The following is a 12,455-nucleotide window of genomic DNA, read 5'->3' as shown; positions in this document are numbered from 1 at the left end:
AGTTCGGAATAGTCCAACACGTCGAGCGGCCCCGCTTCTTCATCGCCTGCACGTCTGCCCCCACCATAAACAACAATCCCCGTCATGCAGCACGTGCAGGACGGGGATCGAATAACATGCAGACGACGCCCGGCCAAACCACCGGCTGGGCCCGTCGACGCTTACTTCAATTGCTGATGCAGCAGCCCGAGGATCTTGCGTGCCGACTCGGACGTATCGACGCCGCCTTCGCGGGTCAAGACCTGAACTGTCGAGGCCGCGTCCGCCCCCTTCACGTAAATCCGATACTGGCTACCACTCGGCACCTGCGGCTTGTCGCTTCGCCAGAAGGCGAGTTTCGACAGGATGCCTTCGTCCTTTTTCGACTTGACGTCGATCTCGGGATCAACGTAGCGGACGTAATATAGCCCCTGGGTGCGATCGCGATCCTCGACGGTAAACCCGACGCGATCCAGCGCTAGGCCGACGCGCCGCCAGGCGCGGTCGAAACCCTCCTGAACCTGGAGCATCGACGAGCCACCATCCGACTTCTGCAGGCTCGCCTTCTCGAGCTTGGGCTCGACTGCGATCTGGGCTTTGGCGCGTGTCTCGTCGGCACCGAGGCGAACCATCAGGCGCTGCAGGAATTCCGCCTCCAGCTCCGGATCGGCCGCGCGGGGTTGCCAGATGGTGCGATCCTTGGCCTCGTTCGGATAGATTTCCATCATGCCGCGATGGCTGATGTAGATCTCGACTGTACCCGGCTCGGTACCCGCCTCAAGGCGCGTCCGATATTTGTCACGCTCCGGCGTGGAGTACAGACCATCGATCACCTTGCCCAGCGTTCGGCGCAGGATGTCGTCGTTGATCTTGGCCCGGTTTTCGGCCCAATCGGTTTCCATGACGCCGATTTCCGGTTGGTCGACGTTGAGGATGAAACCGTTCTCCTGCCAGAACTCGCGGACCTGCGGCCACAGCTTGTCGGCCGTGCCGGGCACCACGAGCCAGCGCTGCGACCCGGCGCGCTCGACCCGCATCTTGTCGATGGTCTGAGGGGCCACGGACGTGGCCGGCTGAGCCGACGGCGCGCCAGAGGTGACGGCACCTTGGGCCGCGCGCTCCGCGCTGTAGGCCGAATACGTGGCAACGCCCTTGGGGCTGACGTCGGGCACGCTGTAGCGGTCGTCGGCGGTCGGCACGGTGAGGTCCGGCGGCACTTCCAGCGAAGGGCGCTTGGCGGTGGACGACGCGCTCTTGTAATCGATCTTTTTCGATTCCAGCAAGGAACCGGAGCATCCGGCCAGTGCAAACGCGACGAGAACCGTCGCACCGGAAGCCAGTTTTCGGCTTTGCATTCGTAACCCTCGGGGTGGGAAAAACCTGTCCAACTGCAATCTGCCCAACTGCGACAGGAGCAGCCGGGCTTGGTTCAAACTTCGATGCCGGCCTGACGCAAGGCTTCGAGCACGCGCGGCTGGCAGGACTCGGACAGCGGCGTGAGCGGCAGACGGATCGCGTCGCCGATCAACCCCATCCGGGCGACCGCCCACTTGACCGGGATCGGGTTGGCTTCGCAGAACAAGTCACGATGCAGCATGACGAGCTTGGCGTTCAGATCGCGGGCACGCGGAGCGTCGCAGGCGATGGCGGCCACGCACATCTCGTGCATCAGACGCGGCGCGACGTTGGCGGTGACCGAGATGGTGCCGTGGCCGCCAAGCATCATGAAGGCCATGGCGGTCATGTCGTCGCCGGTGTAGAGGGCGAAATCCTTGGGTGCGCGGGCGACGAGGTCGCAGGCACGGTCGATGCTGCCGGTGGCGTCCTTGATGCCGATGATGTTCGGAATCTCGGCCAGGCGCAGGGTGGTGTCGTTCGACAGGTCTGCGACGGTGCGGCCCGGTACGTTGTACAGGATCATCGGCAGCGGGCTGGCTTCTGCGATGGCGCGGAAGTGGCGATACATGCCTTCCTGGGTCGGCCGATTGTAGTACGGCACGACCGACAGGCCAGCGACGGCACCTGCCTTGCGGGAGAACTCGGTCAGCTCGATGGCCTCGCGGGTGGAGTTGGCGCCGGTACCCGCGATGATGGGAATGCGCCCAGCGGAATGCTCGACTGCCACGCGGATGAGTTCGCAGTGCTCTTCGACATTGACGGTGGGCGACTCGCCGGTGGTGCCGACGACGACGATCCCGTCGGTGCCTTCCTTGATGTGGAAGTCGATCAGGCTGCGGAAACGGGGCAGATCCAGGCTGCCATCTTCAAGCATCGGCGTGACGATGGCGACAATCGAACCGGTAATCATGAGCGCTCGAGGAAAGAGGGAAAGTTGAACATTGTACCCAATCACTTCCGGAAGGCTAGACGGGCGCAAATTGATGTTACGAAAAGCCGGACTTCAGCCCGGCGCCGGAGCGGCGAGGCCTCCCCCGCCCCGAATCGGGCGTCCGCTCAGAGATCGGCCAGCGATTTGATATGCGCCACCACGCTGCGCGCCAGGGAAGACAGCGAATAGCCGCCTTCCAGCATCGACACGATGCGCCGGCCGGCGGTCTCGGCGGCAACCTTCTTGAGCTGCTCGGTGGCCCAGATGTAATCGGCCTCGACCAGGCCCAGGGAGCCCATGTCGTCCTCGTAGTGGGCATCGAAGCCGGCGGAGATGAAAAGCATCTCGGGCGCATGGTTGCGCAGCGCGGGCATCCAGATGTCGGTGACGATCTCTCGGAACACGTCGCCCCGCGTCCCGGCCTTGACCGGCACATTCACCATGTTCGGCGCCGGATTGTCGGCCCCGCTGTATGGGTAGAACGGATGCTGGAAGATGCTGACCATCAGCACCCGCGGGTCGTCCTTGAAGATGCTCTCGGTGCCGTTGCCGTGGTGCACGTCGAAGTCGATCACGGCGACGCGTTTGAGCCCGTGCGCTTCGAGGGCGTGACGGGCAGCAACGGCGACGTTGTTGAAGAAGCAGAAACCCATCGCCTTATCCACCTCGGCGTGGTGGCCGGGTGGGCGGATCGCGCAGAACGCGTTCTCGGCCTCGCCGGCCATGACAAGATCGGTGGCGAGGATGCCGGCGCCCGCGGAGCGCAGCGCGGCCTTCATCGAATTGGGGCAGACCGCGGTGTCGGGATCGAGGTGGCGGATGCCGTGTTCGGGCACGCTCGCGAGCAGTTCCTCGACATGGGCGCGGGGATGGGCCCGGGCGATCTGCTCTACGCTGGCCATCGGCGCGTCGTGAAAGGAAAGATACATGTCGAGACCGGCAGCGATCAGGCGGTCGTTGATGGCGGCCAGCCGCTCTGGCGATTCCGGGTGGTGCTCACCCATGTTATGAAGCCAGCAGTCGCGGTGCGTGATGAATGCGGTACTCGTCATGAACTCTCCCCTCTCGCGTGACGTCGCAGAAGCGCGTTGATTGTTGCAGCCCCGGGGTCGGCAAAGCCGCCCGGCCCGGCTGCTGTTGTGGAATCATTATCCACTTAACCCGCTGCCGAAAAAAGCCTCTGCCATGCCGATTCACATTGCCCGCCGTCTCACGGAAGCCGCCAGCCGCGTGATTCTCGGCAAGGAACATGCGGTACGCCTCGCCCTGGCCTGCATCCTTGCCCGCGGCCACCTGCTCATCGAGGACATTCCCGGTGTCGGCAAGACGACCCTTGCCCACGTCCTGGCGCATCTGCTGGGCCTGCGCTTCCAGCGCATCCAGTTCACCAGCGACATGCTGCCTGCCGATATTCTGGGCGTCTCGGTGTTCGATCAGCGAGCGGCGAGTTTCCGCTTCCATCCAGGCCCGGTGTTCGCTCAACTGGTCCTCGCCGACGAGATCAACCGCGCCACGCCGAAGGCCCAGAGCGCGCTCCTCGAAGCCATGGAAGAGCGCCAGATCAGCGCCGAAGGACAGACCTGGGCGTTGCCCGAGCCATTCTTCGTGATCGCCACCCAGAACCCGGCCGACCAGATCGGCACCTTCGCGCTGCCCGAGAGCCAGCTCGACCGCTTCCTGATGCGCCTTTCCCTGGGCTACCCGGACCGCGCCGCGGAGCGTGCGCTACTCGCTGGCGAGGACCGGCGGACGCTGCTCGACGGCCTGAACGCGGTGCTGCAGCCCGGCGAGCTCGACGCCCTGTTCGCCGCCGCGCGGGCCGTCGCGGTGAGCGAGCGGCTGCTCGACTACCTCCAGGCCTTGCTCACCGAGAGCCGGCGGGGCGTCGCCTTTGCCCTCGGCCTGTCACCCCGGGCCGGGCTCGGGCTGCTCGCGGCGGCCCGAGCCTGGGCCTTGCTGGCCGGCCGCGACCACGTGCTGCCCGAAGACGTGCAGGCCGTGCTGCCAGCCGTCGCCGGCCACCGGCTGCGTCCGGCGGACGACACGCCGCTGCCGCCCGACGCGCTGGTGCGCCGCCTGATTGAAGCGGTGGCGCTGCCCTGATGACACGCATCGCCGCCATGCGCGAGCGCCTGCGGCGCTGGCTGTTCCGTGTTGGTGGCCCCGAACCGGCACCGATCCGACTCGGCCAGCGGCGCATTTTCGTGCTGCCCACCGGCTTCGGCCTCGCCGTCGGCATCACCCTGCTGACGATGTTGCTGGCGTCGATCAACTACGGCCTGAGCCTGGGCTTCGCCCTCACCTTCCTGATCGGCAGCGTCGCCTGGCTCAGCATCCACCACGCGTTTCGCAACCTGCTGGCGCTGAGCATCGCACCGGGCCGCAGCGAGGCCGTGTTCTGCGGCGCGCCGGCGCGCTTCGGGCTGATCGTCTCCAATCCCGGGCCACGGGCGCGCCTGGGCCTCGTGTTGCGCCCGGGCGCCGACCCGACCGACCCTTTCGACATCCCGCCCGGCGCCAGCGTGACCCGTGACATCGTCTTGCCGACGACCCGTCGCGGCTGGCAGCCCCTCCCGCGGCTGACCCTCGAGACCCGGCATCCGCTCGGCCTGATCCGCGCCTGGAGCCTGCTCCAACCCGACCAGCGCTGCCTCGTCTACCCCGCCCCCGAACGCGCCGCCCCACCGCTGCCCCATGGCGACGACCCGAGCCCCGGCAGCGGCGGCGGCGGCCGCGGGCGGGACGACTTCGCCGGCCTGCGACACCACCAACCGGCCGACTCGCCGCGCCATGTGGCCTGGAAGCACGTCGCCCGAGGCGGCCCGTGGCGCACCAAGACGTTCGACGGCTCGGGCAGCCAGGCGGTCTGGCTCGACTGGCAGCACCTGCCGACCGGCATGAGCACCGACGCCCGTCTGGCTCGCCTCGCCCGCTGGGTGCTCGACGCCGACGCCGCCGGGCTCGACTACGGGCTACGCCTGCCCGGCATCGAGTACGCCCCGGCCCGCGGAGCGGGGCATCGCCACACCTGCCTCGCCGCCCTCGCGCTGTTCGGCGCTCGCGATGACGCTACGTCCTGATCAGGCCGGCTGGCTCCTCGCCGCCGCCGCGCTGAGCCTCGCGCCCCACGCGGCGCACCTGGCACCGGCCCTGAGCGGGCTGTGCGCGCTGCTGCTGGGCTGGCGCGCACTCATCGACCGGCGCGGCGGACGTCTGCCACCGCGCCTGCTGCTCGGCGGTCTGGCCCTGGCGGTGCTGGCCGGCGTGCTGATCGAGTTCCGCCAGTTCTTCGGCAAGGAGCCCGGCGTTGCCCTGCTCGCCGGCCTGCTCAGTCTCAAGCTGCTCGAAACCCGCAACGTGCGCGACGGCCGCGCGGTCGTCCTGCTGTGCTGCTTCATGCAGCTCGCCCAATTCTTCTACCGGCAGGACATGGCCATCGCCGGCCTCGCCCTGCTGGGCACCGTCGCCAGCTTCGCCAGCCTGCTGGCGCTGCAGGGATCACCGGCCAGCCTGCGCCGCCGCGCCGGCGACGCCGCTCGCCTCGTCGCCCAGGCCGTGCCGCTGATGCTCGTGCTGTTCGTGCTGTTTCCCCGCGTGCAGGGCCCCCTGTGGGGCCTGCCGAGCGACGCCTTCGCCCGCAGCGGCCTGTCCGAGAGCATGGCGCCGGGCGATCTGGCGCGTCTCAGCGAATCGTCCGAGATCGCCTTCCGGGTCGACTTCTCCGGCGAACCGCCGCCCCCGTCCGAACGCTACTGGCGCGGTCCGGTGCTTGCCCGCTTCGACGGCCGCACCTGGCGCGCGGGTCCGCTGCGGGTGAACGACCAACCGGCCTACCGACCACAGGGCGTCGCCTACCCCTACGCCACCACGCTCAGCCCCAACAACGCGCGCTGGCTGCTGGCCCTCGACTTCCCGGCCGTGGTTCCGGGGCTGGGCTACTCGACGGATTACCAGCTACTCGCCCGCGAGCCGGTGAACAGCCTGCGCCGCATCGAGCTGGTGTCCTACCCCCACACCCCGGTCGGCCGCGACGAAGACGCCGCCTCCCTGCGCGAGGCCCTCGCCCTGCCCGCCGGCAGCAATCCACGCACCGTCGACCTCGGCCGCCAGCTTCGCGCGCGCGCCAACGCCGCGGCCGACATCCCGACGCTCGCCATCGAACACTTCCAGCGCAGCCGCCTCCGCTACACCCTCGAACCGCTGCCTCTGGGTCGCGACGACGTGGACAGCTTCCTCTTCGACACCCGCCAGGGCTTTTGCGAGCACTTCGCCGCCGCCTTCGTCGTCACCCTGCGCGCCGCCGGCGTGCCCGCCCGCGTCGTCACGGGCTACCAGGGCGGAGAAATCAACCCGGTGGACGGCAGCCTCGTCGTGCGTCAGTCCGACGCCCACGCCTGGGCCGAGGTCTGGCTCGCCGGCCAGGGCTGGCTGCGCATCGACCCGACGGCCGCCAGCGCCCCGCAGCGCATCCAGAGCGGCATCGCCGCCGCCCTGCCCGACAGTGCCCGCCTGCCGCTGCTGGTACGCGCCGATCTGGCCTGGCTACACGGCCTGCGCGACCGCCTCGACGCCCTCAACAACCGCTGGAACCAATGGGTTCTCGGGTACAATCCGGCCCGCCAGCGCGCCCTGCTCGCCGGCCTCGGCTTCGGCGAACCCGACTGGCAGACCATCGCCGCCCTGATGGCCGGTGGCTGCGCGGTCGTGATGAGCGGACTTACTCTTTGGGCGCTGCGCCGGCACCGCGCCGGCGACGCCATCGATCGCGGCTGGAATCGGGTCTGCGCCCGTCTCGCTGCCGTCGGCCTTGCCCGTCGCGACTGGGAAGGCCCGCTCGACTACGCCGGACGCGTCGCCCGCGCCCGCCCGGATCTGGCCGACGCCCTGACCGCCATCGCCACCGACTACGCCCGCCTGCGCTACGGCGCGTCAGGCCCGGACCCGGCGCGCCTGCGACGCTTTCACCAATCCACCCGAACTTTCCACCCCCGATGAAGATTTCCCTGTTCCGCCTGCGCCTCGTGCCGCTCCTGCTCGCCGGGCTCGCCGCCGGCACCGGCCACGCCGCCGAACGCTACGCCGACCGGCCCGAAGCCCAGCAGTTCATCGAGGAGATGCAACAAAAGCATGGCTTCGACAAAGATGCGCTGACCTACGTCTTCCGCCGCGCCGAATACCTGCCGTCAGTCATCAAGTACATCTCGCCGCCCAAGGACCCCGGCGTGCGCTCATGGCAGCGCTACCGCAGCCGCTTCATCGAGCCGGTGCGCATCAAGGCCGGCGTCGCCTTCTGGAACCGCCACCAGGACACGATCAAGGCAGCGAGCGAAAAATACGGCGTACCGGAAGAAATCATCGTCGGCATCATCGGCGTCGAGACGATCTATGGCCGCAACACCGGCAACTTCCAGGCCCTGTCGGCGCTATCGACGCTGGCCTTCGACTATCCCCGCCGCGCCGAGCTGTTCCGGGGCGAACTCGAAGCCCTGCTGCTGATGGCCCGCGAACAGCATCGCGACCCGCTCGACTACCAGGGCTCGTACGCCGGCGCCCTCGGCCTGCCTCAATTCCTGCCCAGCAGCGTGCGCAACTTCGCGGTGGATTTCGACGGCGACGGACAGATCGACCTGCTCGGAAGCCCGGCCGATGCCATCGGTAGCGTGGCGCGCTACATGCAGATGCATGGCTGGGAGGCCGGTGCGCCGGTGGCCGTGCGCGCCAGCGTGGCCGACGATGCCGAGCTGCCGCCGTTGATCGCCAACGACATCACCCCGGCCTTCGATGCCGCCGCCCTCGCCGCGAAGGGCGTGCGGACCGCCGACGGCACCACGCCGGCCGGCAAGGCAGCCTTCGTCGAACTGGTCACGCCCGGCGAGGACAGCGAATACTGGCTCGGCTACCAGAATTTCTACGTGATCACCCGCTACAACCGCAGCAGCTTTTACGCGATGTCGGTGTTCCAGCTAGGCGAAGCGGTGAAGGCCGCGCGAACGGCGGCCCTGTTCGGCAAGCGCTAAGACGCGCGGGCGGGCCCGCGGACGATCAATCGAGAAGCGCCAGCACGTTCTCGGGCGGGCGCCCGATCACGGCCCGGTCCCCGCGCACCGCGATGGGCCGTTCGATGAGGATGGGATGCGCGACCAACGCATCGAGCCAGTCGTCCTCGCTCAGGTTGCGGCCCTGGAAATCGGATTTATAAATCGCCTCGCCCTTGCGTACGATGGCCTCGGCAGGCAGCCCGAGTTTCTTGAGCAGATCGGCCAGCTCGGCACGACTCGGCGGCGACTTGAGGTATTCGATCACCTCCAGCGGCGCCCCTCTTTCTTCCAGCAGCTGACAGGCCCCGCGGCTCTTGCTGCAGCGGGCGTTGTGATACACGCGAATGGTTTCGCTCATCCTCGGTCTTTCAGGGAATGGAGGCAATCAGAGCAGCACGTCCTTGGACACGCCGCGACGCTTGATGATGCGCCGCAACTGACCCAGCGCCTCGAGCTGGATCTGGCGTACCCGCTCGCGGGTCAGCTCCAGGCTGTCGGCGAGTTCCTCGAGGGTCTGCACCTCGCACTCGTCGATGCCGTAGCGGTAACGGATCACCAGACGCTGCTTCTCGCTGAGCTGGCCGATCCAGTCGCGGACCAGGGTTTCGACTTCCAGGTCGTGGATCTGCAGGTCGGGCGTCTCGGCATCCTCGTCGGCGAGGGATTCGCCGATGGACAGGGTCGGATCGATATCCAGCGGCGCGTCGAGGGACGCGGTGTGCTCGTTGAGGGCCAGGATCGCCCGCACGTCCTCGACCGGCCGTTCGAGGGTCCGGGCTACATCCTCGACGGTCGTGTCGCCGTTGCTGGCCGCCTCGAGCTGGCGCTGGCAGCGCAGGACCTGATTGAGCTCCTTCACCACGTGCACCGGCAGGCGGATGGTGCGCGACTGATTCATGATCGCGCGCTCGATGTTCTGGCGAATCCACCAGGTGGCGTAGGTCGAGAAGCGAAAACCGCGTTCCGGGTCGAACTTCTCGAGGGCGTGAATCAGGCCGAGATTGCCCTCCTCGACCAGATCGAGGAGCGGAATGCCGCGGTTGAGGTAGTGCTTGGCGATATTGACGACGAGGCGCAGGTTGCGCTCGATCATCGTCTGGCGCGCCGAGAAATTGCCCTGGCGCACCTGACGCGACAAGGCGAGCTCCTCGTCGGCGGTGAGCAGCGGATTGACGCCGATCTCGTTCAGGTAGAGCTGGGTGACGTCACCCAGGAATTCGGTGTCGGCCGCCGAGACCGTTGGCGCTTCGAGGAAGACCTCGACTTCCGGCGGCATGTCCGGTTCGGTGCTATCCAGTTCCTCAGGCACTGCCGGATCGTACATGGAGTCCTCGCTGCAGGGTCAGGGGAGAAACACCGACAGGCCGCCGAGGAGCCTGTCGTCCGTCCGGTCGCCACCCAAAAGCCGGCAAAGGTGGCATCCGGCGTCTATAGTCGTACTAACCGACTCGAACCCACCTTCGCCGCACTGTCGCGCTGCGCCGGAAAATCAGCGAGGCGGGAGGAACTTGCCCGGATCGACAGGCTTGCCCTGCCGGCGGATCTCGAAGTGCAACTTGGGTCGATCGCTGTCCGTGTCGCCGAGTTCGGCGATTTTCTGTCCCTTCGTCACCGCCTGCCCCTCCTTGACCAGCAAGGTCTGGTTGTGGGCGTAGGCGCTGAGGAAGCTGTTGTCGTGCTTCACGATCACCAGTTTGCCATATCCACGCAAACCCGTGCCGGCATAAACGACGCGACCGCCCGCTGCGGCCAGCACCGGATCGCCCAGCTTGCCGGAAAGGTCGACACCCTTGCTCGAAGTGTCGTTGAAACCCGCAATGACCTTGCCCGACGTGGGCCATGCCCAGTCGATCTTGTCCCCGCCGGCTGGCTCGGGCTTGGTGTCGACCACCTTGGGTTCGGGCTTCGGCTCGACGAGCTTGGGTTCGGGTTTGGGCTCGACGGGCTTCGGCTCAGGCTTGGCCTCGACCTTCGCCACTGCGACGGGCGCCTCGGGCTTCTGAGCTTGGGCCCAGGCCTGCTCCGAATACGGCACCTTGCCCCCCTTGGGCTCGCGCCGCACGCCGTCGCCGGCGACCGGCGCGGCGGCGGCGCCACCCGGCGGCGTCACCGGACGGACCTCGACGCCCGGCGCGGTGACCGGCCGGACCACCACGCCAGACTCGGGCGGGCGCACCCGCAATTCCTGGCCGACTTCGATCAAGTTGGGATTCTCGAGGCCACTCCAGGCAGCGATGTCGCGGTAGTTCTGGCCGTGGTCGAGCGCGATGCGGATCAGCGTGTCGCCGGGCTTGACGATGTAATAACCGGGGCGCGCCACCCGGGGTGGGGCCGGCGGCTCGGCGGCAGGCGACGACGCGCTGCCCGGACGGGTACGTTCGGAGACCGGGGCCGGCGACTTGGTGGCACAACCCGTCACCGCGAGGGCGATCAGGACGCTGGTGAGACTGAAACGGGACAACATCATGCGTTCGGGGTCAATCATTCAGTGCCCGGCAGCAGCGGGACGAAGCGCACTGCACTCAGGCGTGTTTCTCGGAGGCCGCGGCTGGTGCGCTCGATCAGCACCAGATTCTGGTCCGCGGCGCCCACCGGGAGGATCAGACGGCCGCCTTCGGCGAGCTGCTCGGTGAGGGCCGGCGGCACCTTGGGTGCGGCAGCGGCGACGATGATCGTGTCGAACGGGGCCGCTTCCTTGAGGCCGACGCTACCGTCCGCATGTTTCAGACGGACGTTGGGCAGGCGCAGGTGGCGCAGGTTGTCGCGTGCCCGATCCAGCAGCGGACGCAGCCGTTCGACCGAATACACCTCGGTGGCGACATGGGACAGCACCGCCGCCTGGTAACCGCAGCCGGTTCCGACCTCCAGCGTCTTGCCGAGTTCGCGGCCGGCACGGAGCAATTCGATCATCCGCGCCACCACGAAGGGCTGCGAGATGGTCTGCTGCAGCCCCAGCGGCAGCGCGGTGTCTTCGTAGGCACGGGAGGCCAGGGCCTCCTCGACGAACAGGTGGCGCGGCACCGCCATCATCGCCGCCAGCACCTTTTCGTCACGCACGCCCTGCTCGCGCAGGCGTTCAACCATGCGCGCGCGGGCACGCTGGGCGGTCTGGAGGGCGACGCGCAGGACCTCGCTGGTCATTTGCCCAACCAGTCGCGGATACCGGCAATCTGCCCATTATGGGTCAGATCGATCTGCAGGGGGGTGACGGAAACATAACCGTTGGCGACGGCGTGGAAATCGGTGCCCTCGCCGGCGTCCTGGGCACTGCCGGCAGCGCCGACCCAGTAAACGGTGTCGCCCCGCGGCGTGACCGACTTGATGGTGGGCTCGGCCTTGTGGCGTTTGCCCAGGCGCGTCACCTGAATGCCCTTGAGCTGCGCGTAGGGCAGATCGGGCACATTGACGTTGAGCAGGGTCGGCTGGCGAACCGGGTCGCGCTGGAAACGCTCGACCAGTTCGCGGGCGATGCGCGCCGCGGTGCCGAAATCGGACGCCCCTTTGGCGACGAGGGAAATGGCGATGGCCGGCACGCCGAGCAGAAAACCTTCGGTGGCGGCAGCGACGGTACCCGAGTAAATCGTGTCGTCGCCCATGTTGGCGCCGTGGTTGATGCCCGACACCACCATGTCCGGCAATTCGTCCAGCATACCGGTGACGGCCAGGTGAACACAGTCGGTCGGCGTGCCATTGACATAGTGAAAGCCGCTGGCCGCCTTGCGCAGCGACAGCGGACGATCGAGGGTCAGGGAGTTGCTGGCGCCGCTGCGATCCCGCTCGGGCGCGACCACCTCGATCTTGCCGACCTGGGAAAGGGCCGCAGCCAGGGCCTGCAGGCCGGGGGCAAAGTAACCGTCGTCGTTGGAGAGCAGGATGCGCATGGAAAAGACCGGAATCAGGCTTGGCGAAAACGGGTACAGGCTCGCGAAGCCCGCGTCCCGAACTGGGTGAAGCCCGGGTTGACGGCAGCGTGCGGCATACCTTGAACAGTCGCCGAGTTTAGCAGAGTCGGCTTGGCACCTGCTAGGCGCTCGACGCGAGCCGCCCCGCCACGACGCAAGGCGAAACGAAGTCGTCAGGCCGGCAGTCGAACTGCCGGACGCTTGCGA

General features: G+C 67.7%; 12 protein-coding genes. 4 read left to right on the top strand and 8 right to left on the bottom strand.

The window, feature by feature from the left end:
• Positions 1 to 161 precede the first annotated feature (161 nt).
• From bamC to ACE3P2_RS12220, 3 genes are all read right to left on the bottom strand, one after another.
• Positions 162 to 1,334: an outer membrane protein assembly factor BamC gene (gene bamC, locus ACE3P2_RS12230; RefSeq protein WP_374264807.1), complete on the bottom strand. Its 1,173-nt coding sequence runs from the start codon at positions 1,332 to 1,334 to the stop codon at positions 162 to 164.
• Positions 1,335 to 1,408: 74 nt separating this feature from the next.
• Entirely contained in the window at positions 1,409 to 2,287 is an 879-nt protein-coding gene (dapA, locus tag ACE3P2_RS12225) for a 4-hydroxy-tetrahydrodipicolinate synthase (protein WP_374264805.1), read from the bottom strand.
• Between the two features lie 146 nt (positions 2,288 to 2,433).
• Entirely contained in the window at positions 2,434 to 3,360 is a 927-nt protein-coding gene (locus tag ACE3P2_RS12220) for a histone deacetylase family protein (RefSeq protein ID WP_374264803.1), read from the bottom strand.
• A 133-nt stretch (positions 3,361 to 3,493) separates the two neighbouring features.
• Between ACE3P2_RS12220 and ACE3P2_RS12215 the strand changes: the two genes are divergently transcribed.
• From ACE3P2_RS12215 to mltB, 4 genes are read left to right on the top strand one after another with little or no spacing between them, the layout of a single operon-like run.
• Positions 3,494 to 4,411, top strand: a complete 918-nt coding sequence (locus ACE3P2_RS12215; RefSeq protein ID WP_374264801.1) for an AAA family ATPase — start codon at positions 3,494 to 3,496, stop codon at positions 4,409 to 4,411.
• On the top strand, positions 4,411 to 5,388 hold the full coding sequence (locus ACE3P2_RS12210; protein WP_374264799.1) for a DUF58 domain-containing protein: 978 nt from the start codon (positions 4,411 to 4,413) through the stop codon (positions 5,386 to 5,388). The genes ACE3P2_RS12215 and ACE3P2_RS12210 overlap by 1 nt, the downstream gene beginning before the upstream one ends.
• A complete protein-coding gene (locus tag ACE3P2_RS12205; protein ID WP_374264797.1) occupies positions 5,372 to 7,303 on the top strand; it encodes a DUF3488 and DUF4129 domain-containing transglutaminase family protein in 1,932 nt (643 codons plus the stop codon). Before ACE3P2_RS12210 ends, ACE3P2_RS12205 begins: the two co-directional genes overlap by 17 nt.
• Positions 7,300 to 8,325 carry a lytic murein transglycosylase B gene (mltB, locus tag ACE3P2_RS12200; RefSeq protein ID WP_374264795.1) on the top strand — a complete coding sequence of 342 codons (1,026 nt, stop codon included), beginning with the start codon at positions 7,300 to 7,302 and terminating at the stop codon, positions 8,323 to 8,325. Before ACE3P2_RS12205 ends, mltB begins: the two co-directional genes overlap by 4 nt.
• Before the next feature lie 25 nt (positions 8,326 to 8,350).
• Here mltB and arsC read toward each other — a convergent pair whose 3' ends face one another.
• The 5 genes from arsC to surE all read right to left on the bottom strand — a co-directional run bounded on the left by arsC (position 8,351) and on the right by surE (position 12,227).
• The gene (gene arsC, locus ACE3P2_RS12195; RefSeq protein ID WP_374264794.1) at positions 8,351 to 8,704 is read right to left on the bottom strand and encodes an arsenate reductase (glutaredoxin); all 354 of its coding nucleotides are present in this window, start codon (positions 8,702 to 8,704) and stop codon (positions 8,351 to 8,353) included.
• Positions 8,705 to 8,731: 27 nt separating this feature from the next.
• Entirely contained in the window at positions 8,732 to 9,670 is a 939-nt protein-coding gene (rpoS, locus tag ACE3P2_RS12190) for an RNA polymerase sigma factor RpoS (protein ID WP_374264792.1), read from the bottom strand.
• 165 nt (positions 9,671 to 9,835) lie between these two features.
• Positions 9,836 to 10,831, bottom strand: a complete 996-nt coding sequence (locus tag ACE3P2_RS12185) for a peptidoglycan DD-metalloendopeptidase family protein (protein ID WP_374264790.1) — start codon at positions 10,829 to 10,831, stop codon at positions 9,836 to 9,838.
• Positions 10,828 to 11,487, bottom strand: coding sequence for a protein-L-isoaspartate(D-aspartate) O-methyltransferase (locus ACE3P2_RS12180; RefSeq protein ID WP_374264788.1), 660 nt, complete (start codon positions 11,485 to 11,487; stop codon positions 10,828 to 10,830). The genes ACE3P2_RS12185 and ACE3P2_RS12180 overlap by 4 nt, the downstream gene beginning before the upstream one ends.
• Positions 11,484 to 12,227, bottom strand: a complete 744-nt coding sequence (gene surE / locus ACE3P2_RS12175) for a 5'/3'-nucleotidase SurE (RefSeq protein ID WP_374264786.1) — start codon at positions 12,225 to 12,227, stop codon at positions 11,484 to 11,486. The genes ACE3P2_RS12180 and surE overlap by 4 nt, the downstream gene beginning before the upstream one ends.
• Between the last annotated feature and the right edge of the window lie 228 nt (positions 12,228 to 12,455).

This window comes from Zoogloea sp. (genome assembly GCF_041911615.1).
Lineage (GTDB): Bacteria > Pseudomonadota > Gammaproteobacteria > Burkholderiales > Rhodocyclaceae > Zoogloea.
Note: the sequence above shows the minus strand (reverse complement) of the source record. Positions and strands in the feature narration are given on the sequence as shown.